At 72.5% G+C, this 26,189-nt stretch carries 27 protein-coding genes; 17 read left to right on the top strand and 10 right to left on the bottom strand.

The window, feature by feature from the left end:
• Positions 1-21 precede the first annotated feature (21 nt).
• Together ABD330_RS24145 and ABD330_RS24140 are read left to right on the top strand one after the other, a co-directional pair.
• On the top strand, positions 22-777 hold the full coding sequence (locus ABD330_RS24145) for a YveK family protein (protein ID WP_344468068.1): 756 nt from the start codon (positions 22-24) through the stop codon (positions 775-777).
• A complete protein-coding gene (locus tag ABD330_RS24140; protein ID WP_344468067.1) occupies positions 774-1,940 on the top strand; it encodes a GNAT family N-acetyltransferase in 1,167 nt (388 codons plus the stop codon). The genes ABD330_RS24145 and ABD330_RS24140 overlap by 4 nt, the downstream gene beginning before the upstream one ends.
• Here ABD330_RS24140 and ABD330_RS24135 read toward each other — a convergent pair.
• Positions 1,917-3,020 carry a glycoside hydrolase family 26 protein gene (locus ABD330_RS24135; RefSeq protein ID WP_344468066.1) on the bottom strand — a complete coding sequence of 368 codons (1,104 nt, stop codon included), beginning with the start codon at positions 3,018-3,020 and terminating at the stop codon, positions 1,917-1,919. The genes ABD330_RS24140 and ABD330_RS24135 overlap by 24 nt on opposite strands.
• A gap of 322 nt (positions 3,021-3,342) precedes the next feature.
• Between ABD330_RS24135 and ABD330_RS24130 the strand changes: the two genes are divergently transcribed.
• The 9 genes from ABD330_RS24130 to ABD330_RS24090 all read left to right on the top strand — a co-directional run bounded on the left by ABD330_RS24130 (position 3,343) and on the right by ABD330_RS24090 (position 10,685).
• Positions 3,343-4,260, top strand: a complete 918-nt coding sequence (locus ABD330_RS24130; RefSeq protein ID WP_344468065.1) for a PQQ-binding-like beta-propeller repeat protein — start codon at positions 3,343-3,345, stop codon at positions 4,258-4,260.
• 451 nt (positions 4,261-4,711) lie between these two features.
• On the top strand, positions 4,712-6,310 hold the full coding sequence (locus ABD330_RS24125; protein WP_344468064.1) for an ABC-F family ATP-binding cassette domain-containing protein: 1,599 nt from the start codon (positions 4,712-4,714) through the stop codon (positions 6,308-6,310).
• Positions 6,311-6,754: 444 nt separating this feature from the next.
• Entirely contained in the window at positions 6,755-6,988 is a 234-nt protein-coding gene (locus ABD330_RS24120; RefSeq protein ID WP_344468063.1) for a helix-turn-helix domain-containing protein, read from the top strand.
• A 360-nt stretch (positions 6,989-7,348) separates the two neighbouring features.
• Positions 7,349-8,149 carry an enoyl-CoA hydratase/isomerase family protein gene (locus tag ABD330_RS24115; RefSeq protein ID WP_344468062.1) on the top strand — a complete coding sequence of 267 codons (801 nt, stop codon included), beginning with the start codon at positions 7,349-7,351 and terminating at the stop codon, positions 8,147-8,149.
• A 193-nt stretch (positions 8,150-8,342) separates the two neighbouring features.
• Entirely contained in the window at positions 8,343-8,870 is a 528-nt protein-coding gene (locus ABD330_RS24110) for an Asp23/Gls24 family envelope stress response protein (RefSeq protein ID WP_344468109.1), read from the top strand.
• 82 nt (positions 8,871-8,952) lie between these two features.
• Positions 8,953-9,144: a hypothetical protein gene (locus tag ABD330_RS24105; protein WP_344468061.1), complete on the top strand. Its 192-nt coding sequence runs from the start codon at positions 8,953-8,955 to the stop codon at positions 9,142-9,144.
• Positions 9,144-9,509, top strand: a complete 366-nt coding sequence (locus tag ABD330_RS24100) for a hypothetical protein (protein WP_344468060.1) — start codon at positions 9,144-9,146, stop codon at positions 9,507-9,509. Before ABD330_RS24105 ends, ABD330_RS24100 begins: the two co-directional genes overlap by 1 nt.
• Positions 9,499-10,065, top strand: coding sequence for a DUF6286 domain-containing protein (locus ABD330_RS24095; RefSeq protein WP_344468059.1), 567 nt, complete (start codon positions 9,499-9,501; stop codon positions 10,063-10,065). The genes ABD330_RS24100 and ABD330_RS24095 overlap by 11 nt, the downstream gene beginning before the upstream one ends.
• Positions 10,062-10,685 carry an Asp23/Gls24 family envelope stress response protein gene (locus ABD330_RS24090; protein WP_344468058.1) on the top strand — a complete coding sequence of 208 codons (624 nt, stop codon included), beginning with the start codon at positions 10,062-10,064 and terminating at the stop codon, positions 10,683-10,685. Before ABD330_RS24095 ends, ABD330_RS24090 begins: the two co-directional genes overlap by 4 nt.
• Positions 10,686-10,858: 173 nt before the next feature.
• Here the strand turns inward: ABD330_RS24090 and ABD330_RS24085 are convergent, their stop codons facing one another.
• The 3 genes from ABD330_RS24085 to ABD330_RS24075 are packed head-to-tail and all read right to left on the bottom strand — an operon-like array spanning position 10,859 to position 13,472.
• Positions 10,859-11,620: an SDR family oxidoreductase gene (locus ABD330_RS24085; RefSeq protein ID WP_344468057.1), complete on the bottom strand. Its 762-nt coding sequence runs from the start codon at positions 11,618-11,620 to the stop codon at positions 10,859-10,861.
• Between the two features lie 33 nt (positions 11,621-11,653).
• The gene (locus tag ABD330_RS24080; RefSeq protein ID WP_344468056.1) at positions 11,654-12,445 is read right to left on the bottom strand and encodes an SURF1 family cytochrome oxidase biogenesis protein; all 792 of its coding nucleotides are present in this window, start codon (positions 12,443-12,445) and stop codon (positions 11,654-11,656) included.
• Between the two features lie 31 nt (positions 12,446-12,476).
• Complete coding sequence (locus ABD330_RS24075) at positions 12,477-13,472, bottom strand: DEDDh family exonuclease (RefSeq protein WP_344468055.1); 996 nt, start codon at positions 13,470-13,472, stop codon at positions 12,477-12,479.
• 193 nt (positions 13,473-13,665) lie between these two features.
• On the opposite strand from ABD330_RS24075, the gene ABD330_RS24070 reads away from it, so the two are divergent.
• The 4 genes from ABD330_RS24070 (at position 13,666) to moaA (ending at position 18,034) form a co-directional block, all read left to right on the top strand.
• Positions 13,666-14,709, top strand: a complete 1,044-nt coding sequence (locus ABD330_RS24070; RefSeq protein ID WP_344468054.1) for a zinc-dependent alcohol dehydrogenase family protein — start codon at positions 13,666-13,668, stop codon at positions 14,707-14,709.
• A gap of 223 nt (positions 14,710-14,932) precedes the next feature.
• Positions 14,933-15,295, top strand: a complete 363-nt coding sequence (locus ABD330_RS24065) for a DUF485 domain-containing protein (protein WP_344468053.1) — start codon at positions 14,933-14,935, stop codon at positions 15,293-15,295.
• Complete coding sequence (locus ABD330_RS24060; RefSeq protein WP_344468052.1) at positions 15,292-16,914, top strand: solute symporter family protein; 1,623 nt, start codon at positions 15,292-15,294, stop codon at positions 16,912-16,914. The genes ABD330_RS24065 and ABD330_RS24060 overlap by 4 nt, the downstream gene beginning before the upstream one ends.
• Positions 16,915-17,044: 130 nt before the next feature.
• A complete protein-coding gene (gene moaA, locus ABD330_RS24055; protein ID WP_344468051.1) occupies positions 17,045-18,034 on the top strand; it encodes a GTP 3',8-cyclase MoaA in 990 nt (329 codons plus the stop codon).
• 38 nt (positions 18,035-18,072) lie between these two features.
• On the opposite strand, the gene ABD330_RS24050 is transcribed toward moaA, so the two are convergent.
• From ABD330_RS24050 to ABD330_RS24025, 6 genes are all read right to left on the bottom strand, one after another.
• A complete protein-coding gene (locus ABD330_RS24050) occupies positions 18,073-18,306 on the bottom strand; it encodes a hypothetical protein (protein ID WP_344468050.1) in 234 nt (77 codons plus the stop codon).
• A gap of 280 nt (positions 18,307-18,586) precedes the next feature.
• Positions 18,587-18,928 carry a DUF3099 domain-containing protein gene (locus ABD330_RS24045; protein ID WP_344468049.1) on the bottom strand — a complete coding sequence of 114 codons (342 nt, stop codon included), beginning with the start codon at positions 18,926-18,928 and terminating at the stop codon, positions 18,587-18,589.
• Positions 18,929-19,288: 360 nt separating this feature from the next.
• The gene (locus ABD330_RS24040) at positions 19,289-19,819 is read right to left on the bottom strand and encodes an RNA 2'-phosphotransferase (protein WP_344468048.1); all 531 of its coding nucleotides are present in this window, start codon (positions 19,817-19,819) and stop codon (positions 19,289-19,291) included.
• A gap of 16 nt (positions 19,820-19,835) precedes the next feature.
• Complete coding sequence (locus ABD330_RS24035; RefSeq protein WP_344468047.1) at positions 19,836-21,230, bottom strand: metallopeptidase TldD-related protein; 1,395 nt, start codon at positions 21,228-21,230, stop codon at positions 19,836-19,838.
• Positions 21,230-22,762: a TldD/PmbA family protein gene (locus ABD330_RS24030; protein ID WP_344468046.1), complete on the bottom strand. Its 1,533-nt coding sequence runs from the start codon at positions 22,760-22,762 to the stop codon at positions 21,230-21,232. The genes ABD330_RS24035 and ABD330_RS24030 overlap by 1 nt, the downstream gene beginning before the upstream one ends.
• Positions 22,763-23,012: 250 nt before the next feature.
• Positions 23,013-24,158 carry an MBL fold metallo-hydrolase gene (locus ABD330_RS24025; RefSeq protein WP_344468045.1) on the bottom strand — a complete coding sequence of 382 codons (1,146 nt, stop codon included), beginning with the start codon at positions 24,156-24,158 and terminating at the stop codon, positions 23,013-23,015.
• Positions 24,159-24,530: 372 nt separating this feature from the next.
• Here ABD330_RS24025 and fabG point away from each other — a divergent pair, with 372 nt between their 5' ends.
• Together fabG and fabI are read left to right on the top strand one after the other, a co-directional pair.
• Positions 24,531-25,250: a 3-oxoacyl-[acyl-carrier-protein] reductase gene (gene fabG, locus ABD330_RS24020; RefSeq protein ID WP_344468044.1), complete on the top strand. Its 720-nt coding sequence runs from the start codon at positions 24,531-24,533 to the stop codon at positions 25,248-25,250.
• 2 nt (positions 25,251-25,252) lie between these two features.
• Positions 25,253-26,020, top strand: a complete 768-nt coding sequence (gene fabI / locus ABD330_RS24015) for an enoyl-ACP reductase FabI (protein ID WP_344468043.1) — start codon at positions 25,253-25,255, stop codon at positions 26,018-26,020.
• Positions 26,021-26,189 lie beyond the last annotated feature (169 nt).

The raw sequence follows: 26,189 nt of genomic DNA, 5'->3' as shown, positions 1-26,189 counted from the left end.
GACACCCCTACGGAGCTCCCGATGCCCGAACTGCGCCGGAGTGCGCGCGCCCTGACCCGTCTCTGGTGGCCGGTGGCGCTCGCCGTCCCGCTGGGGGCGGTGGCGGGGGCCGGCTACGCCGTCGTCTCCCACCCCAGCTACGCCGCCAACTCCTATGTGGTGGTCGTCCCGCAGAACCCCGGGGAGGGCTCCACCGCCGTCAACTTCGCCCAGGCGTACGGGCGGCTGGCCGGCCAGCCGCAGGTGCTGACCGCCGCCGCGGCCGAGACCGGCCGGTCGGTCGCCGCGATGGCCGGGCTGGTCAGCGGCACCACCTCGCCGGACGCGCCGGTGATCGACCTGACCGGCACCGGCCGGACCCCGGAGTCCGCCGTGCAGGCCGCCGACGCGGTCGCCAAGTCGCTGATCGCGTTCGCCAACACCAGCAGCAAGGAGACCGGCGTCAAGCTCGTCCCGCTGGCCGCCGCCGCCGAGCCGGACGCCCCGACCTCGCCGTCCGCGAAGCTGGACACGGCGGTCGGCGGCGCGGCCGGGGTGCTGATCGGCGCACTGGTGATGATGACCCGCCGCCGTCCCGGCGCGCCCGCGTCCGGCCCCGCGTCCGAGCCCGCCGTCGCCCCGGAGACCGGGCCCGCCGCCGAGCCGGACGCCCCGGCACCGCCGCGTCCCCGCGCCGAGGAGCCCGCCGGGGAGCCCGTCAAGGAGCCGGCCGGGCCCGCCGCCGCGAAGGACCCCGCAGCCGCCGGGCAACCGCAGGAAGCCGGGAAGCGACGATGACCACCGAAGAACGGACCGACTCCGTCGTCGGGCTCCCGTCCCAGGCGGCAGCCTCCGGGTGGACCACCGAGGTCCACCGCGCGGACGACGCGCTGGACACCCTCGCGGCCGAGTGGGACGACCTCGCGGCCCGCTGCGCCACCGCGACCTCCTTCCAGGCCGCCGCCTGGCTCCGCTCCTGGTGGCGGCACTACGGCCGCCCGGGCGCGCTGGTGCTGGTACTGGTCCGCCGGGACGGCCGGCTGGTCGGCGGCGCCGCCCTCCAGCGGCGCGGCCGGTTCGGCGGCCTGACCAACCTCGGCGCCGGCCTGGTCGACTTCACCGACGTCCTGCTCGACGACGCCTGCGCCGACCGCGCCGCCGCCGAACTCGCCGCAGCCCTCCCGCTGCGCCGCCCCTGGCACAGCCTGGACCTGCGCGAGGTGCATCCGGAGGCGGCGGCCCAGCGGCTCTTCCAGCACTGGCGCGGCCGCCGGTACCGGTTCACCGACTCGCTCTGCCAGTACCTCCCCGCCGTGCCGATGGACGAGCTGCTCAAGCGCCTGCCGGGCAAGACCGCCCAGCGCAGCCGGGTCAAGCAGCGCAAGATCGCCGAGGCCGGGGTCGAGGTCCGTACCGCCACCCCGGCGGAGGTGCCGGCGGCGGTCGAGGAACTGCTCCGGCTGCACTTCCTGCAGTGGCAGGTACGCGGTGCGACCGCCGAGCACCGCACCGAGCGCTTCGCCGCCCACCTCACCGAGTCCACCACCGGCCTGGTGGCCACCGGCCGGGCCGCCGTGCACCGCTACTGGCTGGACGGCGAGCCGGTGGCCGTCAACCTGCTGCTGCTCTGCCCGTCCTTCGGCGGCCTGTACATGTACGGCGCGCACCCCGCGCTGCGCGAGCGCCTCGACATCGCGGGCCTGCTGTTCGGCGTCGCGCTGGACGAGGTGCGGGAGGCCGGCATCCCGGTGCTGAGCCTGCTGCGCGGCCAGGAGCCGTACAAGCAGCGCTGGCGCCCGGACCAGCTCCCCAACCAGCGCCTGGTGCTGGGCCCGGGCCGGGCCGCCCCCGCCGCCGTCGTCCGGGCCTGCCGGGTCCGGGCCAGGCAGGCGGTGGTGCACGTACTGCGCACCCGCCTGCCCCGCCTCAAGGAGGCGCTAGTGGCCCGGAGCCGGAGCTGACCCCCACGGCGGGCTCCACGGCACGCTCCATGGGCTCGGCTCACCTTTGGAGCCGGACATCAGCTGCTTGAAGACGGCGCTGGAGCGCGGGTTCCGGTCGCACTCCCAGAAGCCGTGCGGGCAGTAGTCGGTGACGGTCTGGTAGGCGGTGTCGTGGGTCCGCATCCAGTCCACCATCCGCCGCACGAACTCGGGGTTGTCGCCGTTGTCGAACAGGCCCCACTCCGGGTAGGAGACCTGCTTCCCGCGCTTGGCGGCGAACTCGACCTGGTCCTGCAGCCCGTACGGCTCGGAGACGTACTCGTCGAAGGTGCCGCCGGCCGGCTGGTCGTAGCTGTCCATCCCGATGATGTCCACCACGTCGTCGCCGGGGTAGCAGCGCGTCCACGGGATGGCGTCCAGGCCCCGGGTGGGGTCGAAGTCGAAGCGGAAGTGCTGGCCGGGGACGGACCGCATCACCGTCACGATCCGCCGCCAGTACGCCTTCCAGGCCGCCGGGTCGGGCCGGCACCGGCTGCTGTACGTGATGCCGTTCATCTCCCAGCCGAGGGTGAGGACGGTGTCGCCGCCGCCGAACGCGACCAGCTTCCGGGCCAGCTTGAGGAAGTGCAGGTCGAACTCGCCCCGGTTGCCCCGGGCCAGCAGCTTGGCCACCTCGCCGTCCGGCAGGTTGCCCTCGTTGGGCACCAGCATCGGTACGCCGAGCACGAGCTTGCGGGACGGGTCGGCCAGCCTCCACTGCGACCAGAGCCCGAGCACCACCGGGTCGCCCTCGACGTCCGCCCAGCCGTTCCCGGCCAGGTAGGTGTGTCCGACCTGCATGTTCGCGCCGTTCAGCCACTGCGCCATCCGCCGGATGTTCGGGATGTAGTTGTCCCAGGACCCGACGAACGCCCCGAAGGGCGTCTCGTGCCGGGTCCGCTGGACGGCGGGCCGGGGCGCGGCGCCACGGGGCTGGACGGTGTCCGAGGAGAGCGCCGCATGCCGCTCGGCCTGGTCCGACGGGGTGCCGGACGGGACGGTCACCGTGGTCACCAGCAGCAGCGCGGCGGCGGCCAGCGTGAGGCGGGCCAATCGCATGGGGTCTCTCCTCGGGCCTCGCACCGGTGAGGGCCCGGAAAAGCCCACAAGCAGGACGGTAAGCCAACGGACCGTCAGAAAAGCCTTATGTCACTCAAAAGTGGCAGGTCGTACCAGCGAACGGCATCTCCGGCTTGCGCACGGCCCCGAACCGGTCTCCCGTACCACCTCTGTAACAGTCCGCCCGGCCGCCGCGAGGGCCGCGGACCGGCCAGAACCGCAGGTGGGGCCGGGGTCCGGCGTCCAGGCGGCGCGGCGACCCGGACGGCCGTCCGACCGTGTCCGGAAGACGGAGCGCTCGAACGGAAGGTACGCTCCGCCAGTGTCCTGGAAGCCGCTGCGTGCCCTCACCCGCCGATCCGTGCTCCCTGCCCTGGCCGCGGTGCTGGTGCTCGGAGCCGGTGCCGCCGCGCATGCCAACCGCCCCGTCCCGTTCGGTGACCGGATGGCGGAGCCCGGCGGCGCCGACGCCAGCCCGGTCAGCGCCCAGTCGCTGAACACCGGCCAGCTGGAGCTCAAGGTCGGCCCCGGCCTGGAGGCCTACGACCGGACCTCCGGCAGCCCGCTCTGGTCCTACCGTCGCGAGGGCGCGACCGCGTTGTACCTGGCGATGGCCGGCGACAGCGCCGTGGTCGTCTGGGACGACGGCATGGTCACCTCCGTCCGCACCAGCGACCACGAGGTCCGCTGGCACCGGGCCGTACCCGGCCTCAGCGAGTGGCTGAGCGGCGAGGGCGACCCCGGCGCGGCCACCCGCACGGACGTGGAACGCCGCCAGATCGCCGTGCAGCGGGCCACCGCCGCACTCCAGCCGGTGATCGAGAACGAGCCAGGAGTCGCCGTGGTCACCCCGGCGCTGCTGATGGTCTTCCGCGACCGCGACGGCGACCTGCGGTTCAACTCCCGCCCGCTCGGCGGCTGCTCGTACGACCCGCTGCGGGCCGTCCACACCGACGACGCGGTCATGGTGCCGCGCATCTGCGGCGGCACCAACGGCAGCGGCCACCCGCTGCCCGGCGGCATCACCGGCATCCGGCTGGACGGCCAGGGCTGGCAGCTCAACGCCGGCCCGCAGGTCCTGCTCCAGCGCCTGGACGGCCACCGGGTCTCCATCGACGACGGCCCGATCGTCGGCCACCGGATCTTCGACACCCGCAAGGGCGCCCCGGAACCCGCCTGCGGCGGCCCGACCGTCCCCTTCGCCGCCCTCAAGCCGGGCACGGACTGCCCCGCGACCTGACCTCCGGTCGGGGCGAAACCGGGAGCAGCGCTCCCGCACCCGTGCACCTGCTCAGGTAGGGCCCACCCAGGGGCGCGGGGAACTGCGCGAAACGGGAGTGACGCTCCCGCGCCTGTGCACCTGCTCAGGCTGGGCCCACCCAGGGGCGCGGGGAACTGCGCGAAACGGGAGTGACGGCGCCGTACCTTCCGCCTCGCGCAGTTCCCCGCGCCCCTGGGTTCGTTCCCGGCGGGCGAGCTGCACAGCTGATCCGCTGCACAGCTGTTCCGCTGCGCAGCTAATCCAGGGGTCCCGGTAGACTGGCCCGTATGGCTGATTACTCCGGGCATTAGCGGCACGCGGCGAGGCCCTTCGTAGCCCGCCGGCCCCGAGCGTTGCCCCCCTCCCATGCTGCCCGGGCCCTGTGCCATGTCCAGGCGTCCCGCCTACTTCCCAGGAGTTCTCCCCAGCCATGATTTCCGTCAATGCCCTGGAGCTGCGCGCCGGCGCTCGCATCCTGATCGAGAACGCCAGCTTCCGGATCACCCCGGGTGACCGGATCGGTCTGGTCGGCCGCAACGGCGCCGGCAAGACCACCCTGACCAAGGTCCTCGCGGGGGAGGGCCTGCCCGCGGGTGGCACGGTCACCAACTCGGGCGAGGTCGGCTACCTCCCGCAGGACCCCCGTACCGGCGACCTCGACGTGCTGGCCCGCGACCGCATCCTGTCCGCGCGTGGCCTGGACACCGTCCTGCGCAAGATGCGCGAGAACGAGGCCCGGATGGCCAACGGCACGGGTGCGACCCGTGACAAGGCGATGAAGAAGTACTCCACCCTGGAGACCGAGTTCCTCACCAAGGGCGGGTACGCCGCCGAGGCCGAGGCCGCCACCATCGCCGCCGCCCTCGGGCTGCCGGACCGCATTCTCGGCCAGGAGCTGCACACCCTCTCCGGTGGTCAGCGCCGCCGGGTCGAGCTGGCCCGGATCCTCTTCTCGGATGCCGACATCCTGCTGCTCGACGAGCCGACCAACCACCTCGACGCCGACTCGATCGCCTGGCTGCGGGACTTCCTGAAGACGTACAAGGGCGGCTTCATCGTGATCTCCCACGATGTCGAGCTGGTCGAGACCGTCGTCAACAAGGTGTTCTACCTGGACGCCAACCGCTCGGCCATCGACATCTACAACATGGGCTGGAAGCAGTACAAGCAGCAGCGCGAGGACGACGAGAAGCGCCGCAAGCGCGAGCGCGCCAACGCGGAGAAGAAGGCCGCGACCCTCAACTCGCAGGCCGACAAGATGCGCGCCAAGGCGACCAAGACCGTCGCCGCCCAGAACATGGCCCGCCGCGCCGAGAAGCTGCTGGCGGGCCTGGACCAGGTCCGGGTCTCCGACAAGGTCGCCAAGCTGCGCTTCCCGGACCCGGCGCCGTGCGGCAAGACGCCGCTGATGGCCGAGGGCCTGTCGAAGTCGTACGGTTCGCTGGAGATCTTCACCGACGTGGGCCTGGCGATCGACCGTGGCTCGCGGGTGGTCATCCTCGGGCTCAACGGTGCGGGCAAGACCACTCTGCTGCGGATGCTCGCGGGTGTGGAGCAGCCGGACACCGGCGAGATCATCCCCGGCCACGGCCTGAAGATCGGCTACTACGCCCAGGAGCACGAGACGCTCGACCCCGAGCGCAGCGTGCTGGAGAACATGCGCTCCGCCGCGCCCGACACGGACCTGGTGCAGATCCGGAAGATCCTCGGGTCCTTCCTGTTCTCCGGCGACGACGTCGACAAGCCGGCCGGGGTGCTCTCCGGTGGTGAGAAGACCCGTCTCGCGCTGGCCTCGCTGGTGGTCTCCAGCGCCAACGTGCTGCTGCTCGACGAGCCGACCAACAACCTCGACCCGGCCAGCCGCGAGGAGATCCTCGGCGCGCTGCACTCCTTCAGCGGCGCCGTCGTCCTGGTCACCCACGACGAGGGCGCGGTCGAGGCCCTCCAGCCGGAGCGGATCATCCTGCTGCCCGACGGTGTCGAGGACCTCTGGAGCCCGGCCTACCGGGATCTGGTCTCGCTCGCCTGAGTCCTTCCGCCACCGTGCCCGAGTGGCCGGCGGAACCTTCACCGGCCCCGTCCCGAGTGCGGTCCGGAGCCTCACCGTCAGCTTGACCTTGAGCCCGTGCCTGATCTTGGGCACTGCTCCGAGGTAGACACGGAATCAGCTGTCCGACGTAGAAAATCTCATCCTCGGCACAGATCGGGAATGGGAGAGTCAGAGATTCCGTTTAAGTCGGTCCACTGCCGCCCCGTCCCGCTTTTGCGGGCGGGGCGGCCGTGCTGATCAGCCCTTTCGTCCCGACGGGCCCGCTGGACCGGGGGCGCGTGGCTCAGAGTGAGCGCTCTTGTGCGCTGCGAACACCACCGGCAGACTGCGCTTTCCCGGTATCGACCTTGTCGAATGGGTGGCCAGGACGCTGGCTATGGGTGATCATGGGAATCTGACCGAGCAAGCTATGAGGAGGCACGGGTGGCCGAGACTCTGAAAAAGGGCAGCCGGGTGACCGGTGCCGCGCGTGAGAAGCTCGCGGCCGATCTGAAGAAGAAATACGACTCCGGGGCGAGCATTCGCGCTCTCGCGGAGGAGACCGGCCGCTCCTATGGCTTCGTGCACCGCATGCTCAGCGAGTCCGGAGTGAACCTCCGAGGTCGCGGCGGTGCCACGCGGGGCAAGAACAAGGCTACTGCGGGAGCAGGTTCCTGACAGGCCGTCATACCGGCGGGCGGTCCGACCCACGAGTAGACCCTCCCTGGTCGTGGTCGCCCCGTACCGGTCCCTGCTCGTGACGCGCGGCGTGCTCCACCCTCACGGCGCGTCGGGCAACGACGCGCGAGAGTGCGCGGCGGCAGGGCAGTCAGCAGCTTGGATCAAAGGCTTCTAGCACCATCAGCTCCAGACGGATCGGCGGCCGGGATTTCCCGACCGCCGATCGTCGTTTTCCCGGGTCGGCCGGTCGTGGCCGGTGCCCGCCGCGCGGCGCCCGGCACCGGCCGGGCCTGTCGGCTCCGGCGCGGTTTTGTTACTCTCCAGTAGCTCTACTGCCCCTCTGCTGGAGGTACCGAAATGACCGCCCTGGAAACCGACGCCCAGTCCTGGGAGCAGGCCGGTGTCCGCCTTGAGATCGACGGCGGGACCGCCACGGTGACGCTCTGCCGTCCGAAGCAGCGCAACGCCCAGTCCCCGGCGATGTGGCGCGCGCTCGCCGCCGTCGGGCGTGAACTGCCCGGGACGGTACGGGTCGTGGTGCTCCGGGCCGAGGGGGTCTCGTTCTCGGCCGGTCTGGACCGGGCCATGTTCAGCCCGGAGGGCATCCCCGGCGAGCCGAACTTCCTGCGGCTCGCCGCCGCCGAGGACAAGGAGCTGGACGACACCATCGCCGGCTACCAGGAGGCGTTCAGCTGGTGGCGCCGCCCCGACCTGATCACCATCGCGGCCGTCCAGGGCCACGCGGTGGGCGCGGGCTTCCAGCTCGCCCTCGGCTGTGACCTCCGGGTGGTCGCGGAGGATGTGCAGTTCTCCATGAAGGAGACCTCGCTCGGTCTGGTCCCCGACCTGGCCGGCACCAAGCCGCTCACCGAACTGGTCGGCTATGCCAGGGCGTTGGAGATTTGCGTGACCGGCCGCTGGGTGGGCGCCGAGGAGGCCGTGGCCACCGGGCTGGCCAACCTCGCGGTGCCGGCCGACGAGCTGGAGGCGGCCGTGCGCGACCTCGCCGGGGCACTGCTCGCGGCACCCCGCAACGCGGTGGTCGAGACCAAGGCGCTGTTGCAGGGCGCCGGGGGGCGCTCGTACGACGAGCAGCGCTCGGCCGAACGGGCGGCGCAGGCGCGCCGGCTGCGCGACCTCGCCGGAATCGGCGACTGACCGCCGCCGCTGCCGGACAGCGGGCGGAAAGCGGGCGGAAAGCGGAAGGAAAGCGTAGGTGCGGGCCCGGTCCAGGCGGACCGGGCCCGCTCGCGTCCGCCAGGTCATCCGGCTCAGCGCGGCGCGCGGACTCCGTGGCGGAATGTCAGAGTTGGGCTGGTTTGCGATATAGCTGGACCGGACACCCCAGGAGATCACCGTGCCTGACACCCCGACGCCCGCCGACCTGCACAAGAACGATCCCCACCGGAGCGACCAGCACCACGACGACCAGCGCCGGGCGTCCCGCGCCGACGACCCCGCACCCACCGCCGAACGCGGCCGCACGGCCCTCGCGGTCGGCGTGGTCGAGAAGATCGCCGGGATGGCCGCCCGCGAGGTCTCGGGCATCCACGCGCTGGGCTCCGGTCTCTCCCGCACGTTCGGGGCGATGCGCGACCGGGTGCCGGGTGGCAAGTCCAGTGTCGGCCGGGGGATCAAGGCCGAGGTGGGGGAGAAGCAGACCGCGATCGACATCGCCCTGGTGGTCGAGTACGGCGTGGTCATCCCGAAGCTCGCCGCCCAGGTACGGGAGAACATCATCACCGCCGTCGAGCGGATGACCGGCCTGGAGGTGGTGGAGGTCAACATCGCCGTCAACGACGTCCACCTGCCCGACGACCCGGACATCGACGAGGACGAGGAAGCGGACTCGCGGGGCCAGCGCCCACGGGTCCAGTAGCAACGCCCGTACCGACCCCCCCGAGACCGACATCCCCGAGACCGGCGCCCCCGAGACCGGCCCACCCGAAGAGGAGTAGCGGATGAATCTCGCCCTGACGGGCCTGCTGGTGGGCATGGCCCTGGGCTTCGCCGGCTACTTCGGCGGATTCGCCGCCTTCCTGCTGGTCGGGGTGCTGGGCGTGGTCGGATTCGTGGTCGGCCGGCTGCTCGAAGGCGACATCGAGCTCAGCGAGCTGGGCGATCTGCTGCGCAACCGCGACCGGCGCCGCTGATGTCCGCCGTCGCGGCCGTCGGGCGGCCCCCGGCGGCCGCCGCCGAGCGCGGCAGGCTGCGGATCGCGGACCGGGTGCTCGCCCGGATCGCCGCCCGGGCCGCCCGGGAGGCGCTGGCCGGCGCCTGGGCCGGGTGGCCCGGGACGGGCGGTGTGCCCCGGGTCTCGGTCTCCGCGCCGCACCACGGCGGGACCAGGCTCACCCTCGGACTGGAGCTGCCCTTCCCGGCGGACCTGGCCGCGCTGGCCCGGCTGGCCCAGGCCGCGGTCGCCGAGCAGCTGACCGCGCTGACCGGCACCGAGATCGCCGAGGTGACCGTGGTGGTCGAGCGGCTGGTACCGAAGGAGACCCCGGGTGACCGTTGACCAGGCCCGGCCGTCGGTGGAGGAGGAGCCGGCGGTCAAGGCCCACCGCCTCCGCTCGCCCCGGACGGTCGGCGCGGTGCTGCTCTCCACCGCCGTCCTGCTGGTGGCCGGCGGGCTGCTCGCCGACGTGGTCGCCGTCCGGACCGGGCAGCGGGCCAAGCCCTGGCGGGCCGACCTCGCCCACCAGCTGGCCACCCGGCACCTGGACGACCCGTGGATCCGGCTCGGCGCGGGCGTCGCGGTGCTGCTCGGGCTCTGGCTCTGCCTGCTCGCCTTCACCCCGGGTCTGCGGCACTGGCTGCCGCTCGGCCGCCCGGGCGCGGCGATCGACCGGTCCGGGGTGGCCGCCCTGCTCGCCCGCCGGGCCGACGAGTACCCGGGCGTGGTGTCCGTCAAGGTCCGGGTCCGGCACAACCGGACCAGGGTCACCATCCGGGGCAGCGCCGACCCGGCGAGCCTCCAGCGCGGCCTGCGGGCCGAGCTCGACCTGATCCCGCTCGCCCTCCCGAACCGGCTCGACGTCCGGGTCCGCAGAACGCCGGAGGCGCACCGATGAGCCGATCCACCGTCAACCGGTCCATGCTCGCCGTCGGCGGTGTGCTGCTGCTCGGCGCCGGCCTGCTGGTCCTGGCGGGCGGCTTCGGCCTGTACGGCAGGCTGCACCTGCACCCGGCCGGCTGGTGGCCGCTCACCTCGCCGCACCAGCCCGTGGTCAGCACCGCCTCCCGCACCCGCTGGACGGAGCGCGGCTGGTGGTGGCCGACCGTGATCACGGTGCTCTCGCTCGCCGTGGTCGGCGCGCTCTGGTGGCTGGTCGCCCAGCTGCGTCGCAGCGGGCCCGGCACGGTCACCCTGCCCACCCCGCCGGGGCGGGGGCCGGCGCTGCGGTTGCGCGGCCGCGCGCTGGAGGACGCGCTCGAAACCGAGACCGTGGACCTCCCCGAAGTCACCCGGGTCCGGGTTCGCCTCACGGGCAACCGCAGGCGCCTGCTGCTCCGGGCCGCCGTCCGGCTGGGGCAGGGCGGCACCCCCGCCGCCCTGCTGGACGAGTTCCACACCGGCCCGCTGGCCCACGCCCGGACCAGCCTCGCCCTCCCGGACCTCCCCTGCGAACTCCGGCTCCAGGTGGCCGGCCACGCGGCGGCTCGCGCCCCGAAGCGGCCGCGCGTCAGCTGACCGGGGTTGCGGGGGTAACCCTTCAGGACGGGGTTCCTCCAGGGGCGCGGGGAACTGCGCGACCAGGGCACGACGTACGTGGACGGTTGCGCGCGCAGTTCTCCCCCAGCCTTCGGCCGGGAGGTGCCCCCACGCGCCCCTGTTGTGGTTGACCAGGTGCAGAACGGGTTCCCTCAGAGGCCTCGGAGGGCTCCGCCGTCGACCGGGACCATGACGCCCGTCAGGTAGGACGCGGCGGGCGACAGCAGGAAGGCCGCGACCTTGCCGAACTCCTCGGGGGTGCCGTAACGGCCGAGCGGGATCTTCGCGTTGGCCCGGGCGCGGGCGGCGGCCGCGTCACCGCCCAGGGCGTCCAGCTCGCGGACCCGGTCGGTGTCGATCCGGGCGGGCAGCAGGCCGACCACCCGGATGCCGCGCGGGCCGAGCTCGTCGGCCAGGGACTTGGCGGCCATCGCGAGGCCCGGCCGCAGGCCGTTGGAGATGCCGAGCCCGCCGATCGGCTCGCGGACCGACCCGGACAGCACGAACCCGATCACACCGCCCTCGCCGAGTGCGGCCGCGGAGACCCGGGCGATCCGCAGCGCCCCGAGGAAGACCGACTCGAAGGCGCCGCGCCAGGCGTCCTCCTCGGCGCCGAGCACCGGGCCGGCGGCCGGGCCGCCGACGCTGATCAGCACGCCGTCGAAGCGTCCGAACCGCTCCAGGGCCGCCGCGACCAGCTGTTCGGCGGTGGCAGGGTCCGCGTTGTCCGCGACCACGCCGTGCACCAGCCCGGGGCCGCCCAGCTCGGCGACGGCGGCGGCCACCGACTCCGCGCTGCGTCCGCTGAGCACCACCCGGGCACCGTCCGCGACCAACTCCCGTGCGGAGGCCAGCCCGAGTCCACGGGTGGCGCCGGTTACCACGTACACCTTCTGCTGCAGTCCGAGATCCATGGGGCCCATCCTGCCCGGTCCGGCGGCCCGGGCCTACGCGGGTACGAGTTCCGGTGCGGGCTGCTTCTTCGCGGCGGCCAGGTCCCGGGCCTCGCGGCGGGCGAAGACCACCAGGCCGATCGGGACGAGGGCGGTGAACAGCCACCACTGGACGGCGTACGCCATGTGCGGGCCGATGTCGGAGTGCTCGGGGTCGGGGAGCGCCTCGGGGAAGGCGCCGGCGGCCTGGCCCGGGAGGGCGAGCTCCAGGTAGCCGCCGAGGAAGGTGGCGCCGGTCCGCTGGGCCGCCTGCTCGCTGTTGATCAGCTTGTACTGCCGGTCCGGCAGTCCGCCGCGGTCCCGGATACCGCTGTTGGCGTACGTCTCGTCGCCGCGCAGCCGGCCCGTCACGGTGACCTGGCCGCCCGGCGGGGCCGGGACGGGCGGGTAGCTGGCGGTGTCGGTGGGGGAGTCGACCCAGCCCCGGTTCACCAGCACGTCGCCCTTGCCGTCCGCCAGCCTGAGCGGCGTGATGACGTAGTACCCGATGCTGCTGCCGCCCGGCTCCGTCCGGCTGCGGATCACGAACTCGTGCGCCGCGTCGTACTGCCCGGTGGCCGTGACGGCCTTCCAGGTCAGGTCGCCGGGCACGGCGCGCCCGGACGCGGTGAGCGAGTCGAAGGCGACGGGCGTCGAGGTCAGGTTCTGCGCGATGAGCTGATTGCGGGCGACCCTGGCCTCGTGGCGGTGGTACTGCCAGAAGCCCAGCCGGATCATCGTCGGAATCAGCAGCAGGCCGATCAGGGTGATGATCGCCCAGCGCCAGGAGAGCAGAAATCGGTACACAACGGCACGCTACGCCTACGGCCGGGGCCGATCAGACACCGGGGTGCGCGGCGACCTCGCGCAGCAGCTGGAGGAAGGCGTCCTCGCCGACCACCGGCGTGCCGTACTCGCGGGCCTTGCGCGCCTTGCCGCTCCAGCTGTCCGGTTCGTTGGTGACCAGCAGGCTGGTGAGCCGGCTCACCGAGGAGGCGATGTGCAGGCCGGCCTCGGCCGCGCGGTCCTCCAGCAGCTCCCGGTCGGTCGCGGTGTCGCCGGTGATCGCCACCCGCATGCCCTGGGTCAGCGGGGTGCCGTCCCGCCAGCGGCCGGGGTTCGGGTACGGGCAGGCCGGGCGCTTGCGGGCGGGCCGGTAGGAGGAGCTCCAGGAGCCGCGGGCCGGCGCCTGGGCGGAGCCGTCCTCGCCGAGGTCGGTGACGGCCACGCAGGTGGTCAGCGGCAGCGGGATGCCGCCCTGCCGGGCCAGGTGCAGGCTGGGGCGGAAGGCCTCGGCGAGCACGCGGGCGTCGTCCAGCGCGTTGTGCGCCTGGCGCTGCTGGACGCCGAAGTACTCGGCGAGGCTGGCCAGCTTGCCGTTGGGCAGCGGCAGCCCGAGGTCCCGGGAGAGCACCATGGTGCAGAGCCGCTGCTCGACGGGGGCGCGCAGCCCGGCGCGGGAGTACTCGCGGGAGATCATGTTCCAGTCGAAGAGCGCGTTGTGCGCGACCATCACCCGCCCGCGCAGCCGCTCGCCCAGCTCGTCGGCGATCTCGGGGAAGGTCGGCGCGCCGGCCAGGGCGGCGCTGGTCAGCCCGTGGATCCAGGTCGGGCCCGGGTCCCGCTGCGGGTTCACCAGGGTGTACCAGTGGTCGGTGACCTCGCCGTGCCCGTCCAGCTGGTAGACGCCGGCGGAGATGACCCGGTCGGTACGGCCGAGCCCGGTGGTCTCGACGTCGACCACGGCGAAGCCCTCGCCGTGCTCGGGGCTGCGCTGCGCCGGGAGGGGCGCCGTCCGGGCGGAGTCGTCCCACGGTGACTGGATCGCGTGCATGGTGAACCACTTTAAGGGCGGGCGCCCACAACGACGGCCGCCGGAGCCCCCCGCAGTGGCGTACGCGACATTTCGACAGGGAGTTCGTCAACTGCCGGAATAGAGTGAGGAGCGGAATGGTCGTACTACCGGTCCCACCATCTCCCCAGGTCACCGGTACCCCTCCGGTGCAGCTCCGCGAAGGAAACCCCTCATGCGCGCCACTGTGATCCACGGCCCGAACGACATCCGGATCGAGGAGGTGCCCGATCCGCAGATTCAGCGGCCGACCGACGCGGTGGTCCGGGTGGTCAACGCCTGCATCTGCGGCAGCGACCTCTGGGCGTACCGGGGTGTGGCCGCCCGGGAGGCCGGGCAGCGGATCGGGCACGAGTTCCTCGGCATCGTCGAGCAGGTCGGCTCCGAGGTGTCGGGCTTCAGGCCCGGTGACTTCGTGGTCGCGCCGTTCGTCTGGTCCGATGGCGTCTGCGACTTCTGCCGCGAGGGCCTGCAGACCTCCTGCCCGCACGGCGGGTTCTGGGGCGAGGTCGGCTCGGACGGCGGACAGGGCGAGGCCGTCCGGGTCCCGTTCGCCGACGGCACCCTCGTCCAGCTGCCCAAGGAGGCCGCCACCGACGAGAAGCTGCTGCCGAGCCTGCTGGCGCTCTCCGACGTGATGGCCACCGGGCACCACGCGGCGGTCTCCGCGAAGGTCCGCCCCGGCTCGACCGTCGCGGTGGTCGGCGACGGCGCGGTGGGCCTGTGCGGGGTGCTCGCCGCGCACCGGCTCGGTGCCGGCCGCATCATCGCGCTCGGCCGCCACCAGGTCCGCACCGACATCGCCCGCAAGTTCGGCGCCACCGACGTGGTCGCCGCGCGCGGCGAGGAGGCGATCGAGGCGGTCAAGGAGCTGACCGGCGGCCAGGGCGCGCACTCGGTGCTGGAGGCCGTCGGCACCGAGGAGTCGATGCGCACCGCGATCTCGATCACCCGCGACGGCGGCGCCGTCGGCTACGTCGGCGTGCCGCACGGCGGCAGCGCGGGCGTCGACATCGGCCAGATGTTCGGCCGCAACGTCGCGCTCGGCGGCGGCGTCGCCCCGGCCCGCGCGTACATCCCGGAGCTGCTCGCCGACGTGCTGGCCGGCACCATCGACCCCGGCCTGGTGTTCGACCGGACCGTCACCCTGGACGGTGTGCCGGACGGTTACCGGGCGATGGACGACCGTACGGCGCTGAAGGTCCGGATCTCGTTCTGACGGTTCATCAGATGTGACGTTCATTCAAGTGGAGCGGCGCCCGGCCCGGGTGTCGCTCCACTGGCATGTCCTGATCGGTTTTCGGCCAGATCGTGCGACTACGCCGGTCGGGTACTTTCTGTAACCCTTCGGTCGCTTTAACATGCAGCGGCACGCCCTGACTGTGACGCCGCTCACGTCCGGTATTTCCACCTGCGCATCCGAAGACGTCAGGAGACACCGAGTGGACACCCCGCCGACCGCCGAGGCAGTACCGCCAGAAGTCCGACGCACCGACGAAACGGAGGAGTTCCGCTCGCTGCGCGGCGCCTTCCGGGGCTTCGCCTTCCCCGTGACCGCAGGTTTCATCCTCTGGTACCTGCTGTACGTGCTGCTCTCCAGCTACGCGCCCGCGTTCATGGCCACCAAGGTCTTCGGGCACGTCAACATCGCCCTGGTACTCGGGCTGCTCCAGTTCGCCAGCACCTTCGCCATCGCCGCCTGGTACGCCCGCTACGCGGACCGCAGGCTCGACCCCGCCGCCGCCGCGATCCGCGAGCAGGTCGCCCCGGCCACCCTGGTCGCACCCCGGGGGGCGGGCGAATGAGCCACGGCACCGTCCTGCTGGCCGGCTCCGCCAGTGAGCACCGGACCCTCACCCTCACCCTGTTCGGCGTCTTCGTGCTCGCCACCCTGGGCATCACGCTCTGGGCCGGGCGGCAGACCAAGGACGCCGCCGACTTCTACGCCGGCGGCCGGGGCTTCACCGGCCTCCAGAACGGCCTGGCGATCTCCGGCGACTACATGTCGGCGGCGTCCTTCCTCGGCATCGCGGGCGCCATCGCGCTCTTCGGCTACGACGGCTTCCTCTACTCGATCGGCTTCCTGGTCGCCTGGCTGGTGGCCCTGCTGCTGGTGGCCGAGCCGCTGCGCAACTCCGGCCGCTACACCATGGCCGACGTGCTGGCCTTCCGGATGCGGCAGCGCCCGGTCCGGACGGCCGCCGGCATCTCCACCATCGTGGTGTCGATCTTCTACCTGCTGGCCCAGATGGTCGGCGCCGGCTCGCTGGTCTCCCTGCTGCTCGGCGTCAGCGGAGAGGGCGCCAAGCGCTGGACGGTCGTCGCGGTGGGCGCCCTGATGGTCGTCTACGTCGTCGTCGGCGGGATGAAGGGCACCACCTGGGTGCAGATCGTCAAGGCGGTCCTGCTGATCGCCGGCGCCGCGGTGATGACCTTCATGGTGCTCGCCAAGTACCACTTCAACCTGTCCAGCCTGCTCGGCGCCGCCGCCCACGCCAGCGGCAAGGGCTCGGCCTTCCTGGAACCCGGCCTCAAGTACGGCACCACCGGCACCACCAAGCTGGACTTCATCAGCCTGGCGCTGGCCCTGCTGCTCGGCACCGCCGGGCTCCCGCACATCCTGGTGCGCTTCTACACCGTCCCCACCGCCAAGGCGGCCCGGAAGTCGGTGCTCTGGGCGATCGGCATCATCGGCGTCTTCTACCTGATGACCCTTGCGCTCGGCTTCGGCGCCGCCGCGCTGGTCGGCCCCGCGGCCATCAAGAAGTCCAATGCGGCGGGCAACACCGCCGCGCCGCTGCTCGCCGAGCACCTGGGCGGCGGAGCGGGCTCGGCGGGCGGGGCCGCGATGCTCGCGATCATCTCCGCCGTCGCCTTCGCGACCATCCTGGCGGTGGTGGCCGGGCTCACCCTCGCCTCGTCCGCGTCCTTCGCCCACGACATCTACGCCAACGTGATCCGGCGCGGGAAGGCGGGCGAGCGGGAGGAGATCAAGTCGGCCAAGCTGGCGGCCGTCGTGATCGGCGCGGTGGCCATCGCCCTGAGCATCTACGCGGACAAGCTCAACACCGCGGCCCTGGTCGCGCTGGCCTTCGCCGTGGCGGCCTCGGCCAACCTGCCGACGCTGCTCTACTCGCTGTTCTGGAAGCGCTTCAACACCACCGGCGCGGTCAGCTCGGTCTACGCCGGCCTGGTCAGCTCCGTCACCCTGGTGGTCTTCTCCCCGGTGGTCTCCGGTACCAAGACCGCGCTCTTCCCGCACAGCGACTTCCACTGGTTCCCGCTGGAGAACCCCGGCCTGGTCTCCATCCCGGTCGGGTTCTTGGCGGGCTGGATCGGCACCCTGCTCTCCCGCCGGCCCGCCGACCCGACGAAGTACGCTGAACTGGAGGTCAGGTCGCTCACCGGCCTGGGCGCGCACTGAGTTCTTACGGTTCTGTCATCGGACGAGGCCCGGGGGCTGTCCGATCATCCGGATAAGCTGGCCCGGCCCGCCCCAGTGGCGGCCGGGCCGGTTCGCGTCCCCGACGAAACACAGCTGGGAGGAGGCCGCAGTGCTACTCGACACCTTCGGTCGGCAGGCAGTGGACCTGCGGGTCTCACTGACCGACCGCTGCAACCTGCGGTGCACCTACTGCATGCCCGAGGAGGGCCTGCAGTGGCTCGGCAAGCCCGACCTGCTGACCGACGAGGAGATCGTCCGTCTGGTGTCGCTGGCCGTGCGCGACCTCGGCGTGCGCGAGGTCCGCTTCACCGGCGGCGAGCCGATGCTGCGCCCCGGCCTGGTCTCCATCGTCAGCGCCTGCGCCGAGCTGGAGCCGCGGCCCGAGCTCTCGCTCACCACCAACGGCATCGGGCTGGCCCGCACCGCCACCGCCCTGCACCGGGCCGGTCTGGACCGGGTCAACGTCTCGCTCGACACCCTCGACGCCGACACCTTCTTCACCCTGACCCGCCGTCACCGCCACCAGGACGTGCTGGACGGCCTGGCCGCCGCCGAGGCCGCCGGGCTGGCCCCGGTGAAGCTCAACGCCGTCCTGATGCGCGGCGTCAACGACCACGAGGCCGCCGACCTGCTCGCCTGGTGCCTGGAGCGCGGGTACGAGCTGCGGTTCATCGAGCAGATGCCGCTGGACGCCCAGCACGGGTGGGACCGCTCGCAGATGGTCACCGCCGAGGAGATCCTCGACCGGCTGCACGCCCGCTTCGCCCTCACCCCCGAGGGCGCAGGTACCCGCGGCGCGGCGCCCGCCGAGCGCTGGCTGGTGGACGGCGGCCCGGCGAGCGTCGGGGTGATCGCCTCGGTGACGCGCCCGTTCTGCCGCGCCTGCGACCGCACCCGGCTCACCGCCGACGGGCAGGTCCGCAACTGCCTCTTCGCGACCGGCGAGACCGACCTGCGGAGCGCCCTGCGGGCGGGCGCGACGGACGCCGAGATCGGCGCGCTGTGGCGCGCGGCGATGTGGGGCAAGAAGGCGGGCGCCGGGATAGACAACCCGGAGTTCCTCCAGCCGGACCGGCCGATGTCGGCGATCGGCGGCTAGCCTCCGGCGGACGGGTGCCCCGAGGCGCCCCTGAGGAGCTACTCGGTCCAGTCGGTGAGGGCGACCGTTTCCTTGAGGAAGCCGCGGACGCTCAGGAACTGGGAGAGGTGCTCGCGGTGCTCGTCGCAGGCGAGCCAGGTCTTCCGGCGGTCCGGGGTGTGCAGCTTGGGGTTGTTCCAGACCAGGACCCAGACGGCGGGCAGGCGGCAGCCCTTGCCGGAGCAGACCGGGGGACCCTCGGGGCCGTCGGCGGAGCCGAAGAGGCTGTTCATCTGTGAGCCGTCCTGAGGAGTGGGGCGGGAGTGTGCACCGCCAGTCTCGCACTCACGATCGAGGCCGGTAAGAGGACATGACGACGCCGGGCAGCCACGGGGGGAGCCGCCCGGCGTCGGTCTGTCGCTCCGACGGGGGATGCGGAGCGCGTACGCAGTATGTCACGCCAGGCCCCCCGGATGGCTAGCTCTTCCATGATTTATCTGAGGTTGTTCTGAGCTTTCTAACAGTCAAACGCCAGCAGAACCGGACAGACCGGGCGGTCGGCTTGAGTGTTCCTCAGCCCTTGGGGGCGTCCTTGGCGGCCGCGCCGCCCCCACCGGTGCCCCCGGGGCCGAGCATCAGCGGCGTCTGCTCGGGCACCGCGAAGGTGCTCGGCAGCCCCGGCGCGCGCTCCCGTCCGGCGTTGGCGATCAGTACGGCGAAGTACGGCAGCAGCACCGCGCCGCCCAGGGCCGCGAACGCCACGTACCGCTGCACGTCCCAGAGCACCACGGAGAGCAGCACACACGCGGTGCGGACCAGCATCGAGATCACGTAGCGCCGCTGACGCCCCCGGACGTCCTCGGAGAGGCTGCTCCGCGCCCCGGTGATCCGGAAGACCGGCCCGCTCTTGCCCATGGCTCTACCGTCCTCGTCAGCACCCGCACCCCGGTCCGGGCGCGGCCTTCCCACCGTACGCTCTGTCTCCCGACGGGTGGGGGGCTGCCCCTGGGGGCGCGGGGAACTGTGTGAGTCGGGAGTGACGGTGCGGGGCCTTCCGCGTTCGCGCAGTTCCTCGCGCCCCTGGGTAGTGCAACGGGCGGTGAGCTGGAGAGTTCAGGTCCGGTGCCTTCCGTCTTCGCGCAGTTCCTCGCGCCCCTGGGTGGTGCAAAGTGCGGTGGGATGGACAGTTCGGGTGCGGCGCCTTCCGCTTTCGCGCAGTTCTCCCCCAGCCTTCGGCCGGGAGGTGCCCCCACGCGCCCCTGGGTAGTGGACGGCTCAGCCGCGGTGGAGGTACTCCGGGGGGACCGTGTCCGTCAGCCAGACGCCGTTGGCGCTGACCCGGAAGAGGTGGCCGGCCGCGGCCATCGCTGCCGCGTCGACCGTCAGGACGGCCGGGCGGCCGTGCCGGGAGCCGACCCGGACGGCCGTCTCGGTGTCGGTCGAGAGGTGGACGTCCTGCCGGGACATCGGCCGGATGCCCTCCCGGAAGATCGCGGAGACCGTCTGCTCCGCGGTGCCGTGGAAGAGCACCGGCGGCGGCTCGGTGGCGGCCAGACCGAGGTCGACCGCCACCGTGTGGCCCTGGCTGGCGCGGATCCGCAGACCGTCGTCGGAGTAGGCGAAGCGGCGCTTGTTGTTGGTCGCCACCACGTGGTCCAGCTCCGCCCGGCTCAGGCGGAGGGCGGCGAGCAGCGCGTCCACCGCCACCCAGCCGGCCCCGTCCAGGGTGAGACCGACCCGGCCCGGGTCGTGCCGCAGCACCCTGGACAGGCTCTTCGATATCTTGACGGTCCGTTTCTCGTCCATGCGTGGGGTCGTCCTTCTACGAGGCTTGGCTCACCGAGCTCATGTTGAAGTCGGCGACCCGGACCGGCGGCATCGCGGCCCGGGTGAAGTAGTCGCCCCACTCGCGCGGCAGGCAGGGCTCGGTGCGGCCGACCTCGGTGATCCGGGACAGCAGGTCGACGGGGGACTCGTTGAAGCGGAAGTTGTTGACCGCGCCGACCACCTCGCCGTTCTCGACCAGGTAGACGCCGTCCCGGGTCAGTCCGGTGAGCAGCAGCGTGGCCGGGTCCACCTCGCGGATGTACCAGAGGCAGGTCAGCAGCAGCCCGCGTTCGGTGCGGGCGATCATCTCGTCCAGGGTCGGGGCGTCGCCGCCGGCCGTCTCCAGCACCAGGTTGTCGATCGGCGGGGCGACCGGGAGGCCGGTCAGGGCGGCCGCGTGCCGGGTGGTGAACAGGCTGACGAGTTCGCCGTCCCGGATCCAGTCCGTGGCGGCGAGCGGCAGGCCGTTGTCGAAGACCGAGGCGGTCTCGCCGGAGGAGTGCGTGAGCAGGAACGGCGCGGCCTCCAGCCCGGGTGCGGCCGGGTCGGAGCGCAGGGTCAGCGGCAGCGGGCTGAGCCGCTCGCCGACCCGGGTGCCGCCGCCGGCCTTGCTGAACACCGTCTGCCCCTCGGCCGCGTCCCGGCCGCCCGCGGACCAGGACAGGTAGACCATCAGGTCGGCCACCGCGGAGGGCGGCAGCAGCGTCTCGTACCGCCCGGCGGGCAGGTCGATCCGCTTCTGCCCCCAGCCGAGCCGCCGGGTGACCTCGGAGTGCAGTGCCGCGACGTCGACGTCGCGGAAGTCCGTGGTCGCGGCGCCCACCCAGGCGGAGCCGGTCAGGTCGGCGGTCTTGCCGTTGATCTCGACGCAGCCGGTCGGCTGGTCGTGCCGCAGCCGCAGGCCGGTGGAGGTGCCCAGGTAGCTGCTGGTCAGCTCGTGCCGGGCGAAGCCGTAGAGCAGCTGGCCGGCCGCACGGGCCCGGGCGAAGGCCTCGCCGAGCGCCGGGGCGAACTCGGCGAACACCTCGACCGAGGTCTCGGCCGGCGGCGCGGTGAAGTCCGCGGAGGCCGGGTGCCCGGCGATCAGCGGTTGGGCGTCCTCGGCGGGCCCGGCGTCGCGGGCGGCGTCCTCGGCGGCCCGGACCAGGCTCTCCACCTCGTCCGGCGTGACGGCCTCGCGGGAGACCACGCCCGAGGCGGTGCCCTGCCCGCCGTCCACGGTGGCGATCACGGTGAGGCGGCGGCCCCGGGTGACGCCGTTGGTGGTGAGCCCGTTGGCGGCCCAGCGCAGGTTCGCCGTCGACTCCTCGTCGGCGATCACCACGCAGCCGTCGGCGCGGGAGAGCCCGAGGGCCAGTTCGACCAGTTCGTGGGGCTGAACGGTGGCCATCAGTGACCCGCCTCCTGCTGCGTGTTGAGCACGTTGACACCCTGGAACAGCGCGGACGGGCAGCCGTGGCTGACCGCCGCGGTCTGGCCCGGCTGGGCCTTGCCGCAGTTGAAGGCACCGCCGAGCACGTACGTCTGCGGGCCGCCGACGGCGCTCATCGAGCCCCAGAAGTCGGTGGTGGTGGCCTGGTAGGCGAAGTCCTTGACCTGGCCCGCGAGCCGGCCGTTGCGGATCGCGTACGCGCGCTGGCCGGTGAACTGGAAGTTGTACCGCTGCATGTCGATCGACCAGGACCGGTCGCCGACGATGTACAGGCCCTTCTCGACGCCCTCGAACAGGCCCTCGGTGTCCGGGCCGCCCGCCGCCGGCCGGAGCGAGACGTTGGCCATCCGCTGCACCGGCACGTGGCCGGGGGAGTCGGCGAAGGCGCAGCCGTTGGAGCGGCCCAGGCCCTTCAGGCGGGCCATCGCGCGGTCCAGCTGGTAGCCGACCAGGGTGCCGTCCTTGACCAGGTCCCAGGACTGGGCGGCCACGCCCTCGTCGTCGTACCCGATGGTGGAGAGCCCGTGCTCGGCCGTCCGGTCACCGGTGACGTGCATCAGCTCGGAGCCGTACTTCAGCGAGCCGAGCTGGTCGAAGGTGGCGAACGAGGTGCCCGCGTAGGCGGCCTCGTAGCCGAGCGCGCGGTCCAGCTCGGTGGCGTGGCCGACCGACTCGTGGATCGTCAGCCAGAGGTTGGACGGGTCGATCACCAGGTCGTACCGGCCCGGCTCGACGCCGGGGGCCTTCATCTTCTCGGCCAGCAGCCCGGGGAGTTCGGCGAGTTCCGCGTTCCAGTCCCAGCCTGTGCCGAGCAGGTACTCCCAGCCGCGCCCGACCGGCGGCGCGATCGTCCGCATCGAGTCGAAGGCGCCCGTCCGCTCGTCGACCGAGGTGGCCTCCAGCTCCGGGTGCAGCCGGATCCGCTGCTGGGTGGTGACGGTGCCGGCGGTGTCGGCGTAGAACTTGTTCTCCTGCACCGTCAGCAGGTTGGCCTGGACGTGTGACACGCCGTCGGCGGCCAGCAGGCGGCTGCTCCACTCCGCGAGCAGCGCGGTCTTCTCGGCGTCCGGCACCTCGAAGGGGTTGACGTCGTACGCGGAGATCCAGGTGACGTCCGCGTGCACCGGCTCCTCGGCCAGCTCGACCGCGTCGGTCGAGCCGGCGGCCCGGCTGATCCGCCCGGAGAGCCGGGCCACCGCGACCGCCTGCTCGGCGACCAGCACCGCCGCCTCCGGTGTCAGGTCCACCCCGGCGGCGAAGCCCCAGGCGCCGTCCAGCAGCACCCGGACGGCGAAGCCGAGCTGCACGCTGTCCGAGGTACCGGCCGGGCGGGCGTCCCGCAGCCGCCAGGACGCGCTGCGGACACGCTCCAGCCGGAAGTCCGCATGCGAGGCGCCGAGCCGGGTGGCCCGGCCGAGGGCGGCGTCCGCGAGAGTGCGGAGCGGGTACGCGAGGAACTGCGGATCGACGGCGCGGGATGTCGGCGACATCGGGCTCCCTGGGATCGAGGGCGGCACGGACAGGGGCGTCCAGCTCGCATCATCGCCTGTCGGCAGCCCTCGATCCAGCAAATAACGCCCCATTCAGCCGCCGAACCGGACGCACACGGGTAACCATCAGGGGCGCGGGGAACTGCGCGACCAGCCGTGCACCGACGTCGTGCCCTGGTCGCGCAGTTCCCCGCGCCCCTTGGGGTGTCCGTTTGCGTACGTGAACCCCGCGCCTGAAGGAACGTCCGCCCTACGTGAGGGCCTCCCACCAGCCGTCGAGCTCCGGGGGGTTGTCGACGTCGACGCGCTCACCCGGGCGGGGGACGGCGAGCGGGACGGCCTGGGACTTGGCCTCGGCGAGCAGGCGTTCCACCGGCTCGGACCACGGGTGCAGGCCCAGGTTGAAGGTGCACCAGTGGACCGGGACGAGCAGTTCGGCCTTCAGGTCCAGGTGGGCGCGGACGGCGTCCTCGGGCGTCATGTGGATGTCGGCCCAGGCCACGTCGTACGCGCCGATCTGCACCAGCGCGGCGTCGAACGGGCCGTGCTGCTCGCCGATCGCCGCGTAGCCCTCGAAGTAGCCGGAGTCGCCGGTGTAGTAGACCTTGCGGGTCGGGCCCGCGATCACCCAGGAGCCCCAGAGCGTGGTGTTGCGGGTGGTGGAGCGCCCGGAGAAGTGGTGGGCGGAGGTGAGGGTGAGCGTCAGGTCGCCCAGGGTGCAGGTCTCGTCCCAGTCCAGCTCGATGATCCGGTGCTCGGGGACGCCCCAGCGGCGCAGGTGGCTGCCGATGCCCAGCGGCACCGCGAAGGGTGCGGACTGGGAGGCCACCAGCCGCTTCACGGTCGCCATGTCCAGGTGGTCGTAGTGGTCGTGCGAGATGAGTACCGCGTCGACCTGCGGCAGCTCCTCCAGCTCGACCGGCACCGGGTGCAGCCGCTTGGGGCCGACGTGGGTGGCGGGGGAGCAGCGGTCGCTCCAGATCGGGTCGAGCAGCACCCGGGTGCCCTCGATCTCGACCAGCGCGGAGGCGTGCCCGTACCAGACGATCTCCACGCCGGCGGCGGCCGGCCGCTGCGGGCCGCCCTCGGGCCGGACGGTGGGCACCGGCTTGACCGGGCGGCGGTCCTCCCGGTCGAACAGCATCCGCTGGACGGTGTTGCGGTTGATGTCCGGGGTCTCGCGGGCCGACCGGACCAGTGCGGAGGGGGCGTTGTGGAAGACGCCGTCGCGGTACTGCGGCGAGTTGCGGATCCGGGCGGACCGGCCGTCCGGACGCCGCCCGAGAGCCGCCGGGAGGTCCCGCAGGGCCCAGGCGGCGGCGCCCGCCGTCACGGCCAGGGCCGCCAGGACCAGGCGCGTGGTCCTGCCACCCGGGCTGGGTTGTGCCTCGCTCATCCGCGTCATCGCTTTCGTCGTCACCGGGGGTGGGGCGTGATCGCCCTGATGGGACCGTCCCGGGGGGATTGTCCCGCGGGGACCGCGCGCAGCGGCATCCGGATTCTCTCCGGCGCCCTGGGATCAACGGGTCCGACCCGTCCGGTTGTTCCCGGGGCGGGCCACCAGGGCTCGGAGCGGCCGCGAACAGGGCGGTTGTCGGGATACGACAGTTCGCGCCGGACGGACCTGTGGGAGCTGGACCCGCCGCAGCCTGGACCGGACCGATAGCGTCACACTGCGTACGCGCACGCCGCGTACCGTTGCGGTCCGGTCGGCATCAGACGTGCTCACCCCGCATGGCCGCTGTCAACCAAGGAGAGAGGTGGATCGTTGAGCCGCTCGGTTCTCGTCACCGGAGGTAACCGGGGCATCGGCCTCGCGATCGCCCTGGCCTTCGCGGAGGCGGGCGACAAGGTCGCCATCACCAGCCGCTCGGGGGAGGTCCCGGCCGAACTGGCCAAGTTCCAGGTCATCGCCGTCCGCGCGGACATCAACGACGCCGCACAGGTCGACGCGGCCTTCACCGAGGTCGAGGCCGCGCACGGCCCGGTCGAGGTGCTGGTCGCCAACGCCGGCATCACCAAGGACACCCTGCTGCTCCGGATGACCGAGGAGGACTTCACCTCGGTCGTCGACACCAACCTCACCGGCGCGTTCCGGGTGGTCAAGCGGGCGTCCAACAAGATGCTGCGGGCGCGCAAGGGCCGGGTCGTCCTGATCTCCTCGGTGGTCGGGCTCTCCGGCTCGGCCGGCCAGGCCAACTACTCGGCGTCCAAGGCGGGCCTGGTCGGCTTCGCCCGTTCGCTGTCGCGCGAGCTCGGCTCGCGCAACATCACGGTCAACGTGGTCGCTCCCGGCTTCGTCGACACCGACATGACGGCGGTGCTCACCGACGAGCGCCGCAAGGAGATCGTCGCGAACGTGCCGCTCGGCCGTTACGCCGCGCCCGCCGAGATTGCGTCCGTCGTGCGCTTCCTCTCGTCGGACGAGGCCGCATACATCACTGGAGCCGTCATTCCCGTAGACGGCGGATTGGGCATGGGTCACTGACCATGAGTGGAATTCTCGAGGGCAAGCGCATCCTCATCACGGGTGTGCTGATGGAGTCCTCCATCGCCTTCCACACCGCGAAGCTGGCCCAGGAGCAGGGCGCCGAGATCATCCTGACCGCCTTCCCGCGGCCCAGCCTGACCGAGCGCATCGCCAAGAAGCTGCCGAAGCCGGTGAAGGTGCTGGAGCTGGACGTCACCAACACCGAGCACCTGGCCGGCCTGGCCGACCTGGTCCGGACCGAGCTGGGCTCGCTGGACGGCGTCGTGCACTCCATCGGCTTCGCGCCGCAGGACGCACTGGGCGGCAACTTCCTGAACACCCCGTGGGAGTCCGTCGCCACCGCGATGCACGTCTCGGCGTACTCGCTGAAGGCACTGACCATGGCCTGCCTGCCGCTGATGGAGAACGGCGGCTCCGTCGTCGGCCTGACCTTCGACGCCACGGTGGCCTGGCCGCAGTACGACTGGATGGGCCCGGCCAAGGCCGCGCTGGAGGCTACCTCCCGCTACCTGGCCCGCGACCTCGGCAAGCAGAACGTGCGCTGCAACCTGGTCTCGGCCGGTCCGCTCAAGTCGATGGCCGCCAAGTCCATCCCGGGCTTCGAGCAGCTGGCCGACACCTGGAACGGCCGCTCCCCGCTGCCCTGGGACGTCACCGACATGGAGCCGGCCGGCCGCGGAGTGGTGGCCCTGCTCTCCGACTGGTTCCCCAAGACCACCGGCGAGATCGTCCACGTCGACGGCGGCCTCCACGCGATCGGCGCGTAGTACGCGCGGCTTCTCAAGGGGCGCGGGGAACTGCGCGAAGACGGAAGGCTCCGGCCTGTTGCCTTCCGTCTTCGCGCAGGGCGGTTTCTAGCGGTCGTTGCAACACGTGGTTGGTTGTCTAGGCCGTGAGGAGTTTAGCCAGACGCTCGGCTGGGGTTTCCCAGCCGAG

It is taken from the genome of Kitasatospora kazusensis (assembly GCF_039529945.1).
In the GTDB taxonomy this organism is placed as follows: domain Bacteria; phylum Actinomycetota; class Actinomycetes; order Streptomycetales; family Streptomycetaceae; genus Kitasatospora; species Kitasatospora kazusensis.
This window is presented reverse-complemented; position numbering and strand designations above follow the sequence as displayed.

Coding starts and splice junctions, on each gene's coding strand:
- ABD330_RS24085 (WP_344468057.1), bottom strand. CDS start 11,620: ATGGATCTCGGACTGCAGCAGAAGGTGTACGTGGTAACCGGCGCCACC.
- ABD330_RS24140 (WP_344468067.1), top strand. CDS start 774: ATGACCACCGAAGAACGGACCGACTCCGTCGTCGGGCTCCCGTCCCAG.
- ABD330_RS24125 (WP_344468064.1), top strand. CDS start 4,712: ATGATTTCCGTCAATGCCCTGGAGCTGCGCGCCGGCGCTCGCATCCTG.
- ABD330_RS24105 (WP_344468061.1), top strand. CDS start 8,953: ATGAATCTCGCCCTGACGGGCCTGCTGGTGGGCATGGCCCTGGGCTTC.
- ABD330_RS24090 (WP_344468058.1), top strand. CDS start 10,062: ATGAGCCGATCCACCGTCAACCGGTCCATGCTCGCCGTCGGCGGTGTG.
- ABD330_RS24040 (WP_344468048.1), bottom strand. CDS start 19,819: ATGGACGAGAAACGGACCGTCAAGATATCGAAGAGCCTGTCCAGGGTG.
- ABD330_RS24070 (WP_344468054.1), top strand. CDS start 13,666: ATGCGCGCCACTGTGATCCACGGCCCGAACGACATCCGGATCGAGGAG.
- ABD330_RS24135 (WP_344468066.1), bottom strand. CDS start 3,020: ATGCGATTGGCCCGCCTCACGCTGGCCGCCGCCGCGCTGCTGCTGGTG.
- ABD330_RS24045 (WP_344468049.1), bottom strand. CDS start 18,928: ATGGGCAAGAGCGGGCCGGTCTTCCGGATCACCGGGGCGCGGAGCAGC.
- ABD330_RS24075 (WP_344468055.1), bottom strand. CDS start 13,472: ATGCACGCGATCCAGTCACCGTGGGACGACTCCGCCCGGACGGCGCCC.
- ABD330_RS24115 (WP_344468062.1), top strand. CDS start 7,349: ATGACCGCCCTGGAAACCGACGCCCAGTCCTGGGAGCAGGCCGGTGTC.
- ABD330_RS24145 (WP_344468068.1), top strand. CDS start 22: ATGCCCGAACTGCGCCGGAGTGCGCGCGCCCTGACCCGTCTCTGGTGG.
- ABD330_RS24035 (WP_344468047.1), bottom strand. CDS start 21,230: ATGGCCACCGTTCAGCCCCACGAACTGGTCGAACTGGCCCTCGGGCTC.
- ABD330_RS24030 (WP_344468046.1), bottom strand. CDS start 22,762: ATGTCGCCGACATCCCGCGCCGTCGATCCGCAGTTCCTCGCGTACCCG.
- ABD330_RS24050 (WP_344468050.1), bottom strand. CDS start 18,306: ATGAACAGCCTCTTCGGCTCCGCCGACGGCCCCGAGGGTCCCCCGGTC.
- ABD330_RS24060 (WP_344468052.1), top strand. CDS start 15,292: ATGAGCCACGGCACCGTCCTGCTGGCCGGCTCCGCCAGTGAGCACCGG.
- fabI (WP_344468043.1), top strand. CDS start 25,253: ATGAGTGGAATTCTCGAGGGCAAGCGCATCCTCATCACGGGTGTGCTG.
- ABD330_RS24025 (WP_344468045.1), bottom strand. CDS start 24,158: ATGAGCGAGGCACAACCCAGCCCGGGTGGCAGGACCACGCGCCTGGTC.
- ABD330_RS24100 (WP_344468060.1), top strand. CDS start 9,144: ATGTCCGCCGTCGCGGCCGTCGGGCGGCCCCCGGCGGCCGCCGCCGAG.